Genomic DNA, 1255 nt, shown 5'->3' with positions numbered 1-1255 from the left:
AAATGGCAAAAGAAAAGTTTGAACGTACGAAACCCCACGTAAACGTGGGTACAATCGGCCACGTTGACCACGGTAAAACTACGCTAACAGCAGCTATCACTACTGTTCTTTCAAAGACTTACGGTGGTAACGCACAGGCTTTCGATCAAATCGATAACGCGCCTGAAGAAAAAGCACGTGGTATCACCATCTCTACTTCACACGTAGAGTACGATACTCCTACTCGTCACTACGCACACGTAGACTGCCCAGGACACGCTGATTACGTTAAAAACATGATCACTGGTGCTGCTCAGATGGACGGTGGTATCCTAGTAGTTGCTGCGACTGATGGCCCTATGCCACAGACTCGTGAGCACATCCTACTTGGTCGTCAGGTTGGTATTCCTTACATCATCGTGTTCATGAACAAGTGTGACATGGTTGACGATGAAGAGCTTCTAGAGCTAGTAGAAATGGAAGTTCGTGAACTTCTTAACGAATACGAATTCCCAGGTGATGACCTACCAGTTATCCAAGGTTCAGCTCTTAAAGCGCTTGAAGGCGACGCAGAGTGGGAAAAGAAAATCATCGAGCTTGGTGAAGCGCTTGATTCATACATCCCAGAGCCAGAGCGTGCAATCGACAAGCCGTTCATCCTTCCAATCGAAGACGTATTCTCAATCTCAGGCCGTGGTACTGTTGTAACTGGTCGTGTTGAGCAAGGTATCGTTAAAGTTGGTGAAGAAGTAGAAATCGTAGGTATCAAAGACACTACTAAGACTACTTGTACTGGTGTTGAGATGTTCCGTAAGCTTCTTGACGAAGGCCGTGCAGGTGAGAACGTTGGTGTTCTTCTACGTGGTACTAAGCGTGATGAAGTTGAACGTGGTCAAGTACTAGCTAAGCCTGGTTCAATCACACCACACGTTAACTTCGAAGCAGAAGTATACGTACTATCTAAAGATGAAGGTGGCCGTCATACTCCATTCTTCAAAGGCTACCGTCCACAGTTCTACTTCCGTACAACTGACGTAACTGGTGCTGTAGAGCTTCCAGAAGGCGTAGAAATGGTAATGCCTGGTGACAACCTTAAATTCAAAGTTGAGCTAATTGCTCCGATTGCGATGGAAGAAGGTCTTCGTTTCGCAATCCGTGAAGGTGGTCGTACAGTAGGTGCTGGTGTTGTATCTAAGATCCTAGACTAATCTAGACTTAGCAACACAAGCCAAAAAAGCGCACTTAGGTGCGCTTTTTTTATGCCTTTTGGAAAGGG

Annotated in this window: 1 protein-coding gene; it reads left to right on the top strand. The window is 46.0% G+C overall.

Translation table 11 applies throughout. From position 1 onward, the window contains the following. Window positions 1-2: 2 nt before the first annotated feature. Window positions 3-1187, top strand: coding sequence for an elongation factor Tu (tuf, locus tag ACHUFN_RS20170; protein ID WP_394224520.1), 1185 nt, complete (start codon window positions 3-5; stop codon window positions 1185-1187). The last annotated feature ends 68 nt before the right edge of the window (window positions 1188-1255 follow it).

The sequence above is a fragment of the Alteromonas gracilis genome, assembly GCF_043642145.1.
Lineage (GTDB): Bacteria > Pseudomonadota > Gammaproteobacteria > Enterobacterales > Alteromonadaceae > Alteromonas > Alteromonas gracilis_B.
Note: the sequence above shows the minus strand (reverse complement) of the source record. Positions and strands in the feature narration are given on the sequence as shown.

Coding starts and splice junctions, on each gene's coding strand:
- tuf (WP_394224520.1), top strand. CDS start 3: ATGGCAAAAGAAAAGTTTGAACGTACGAAACCCCACGTAAACGTGGGT.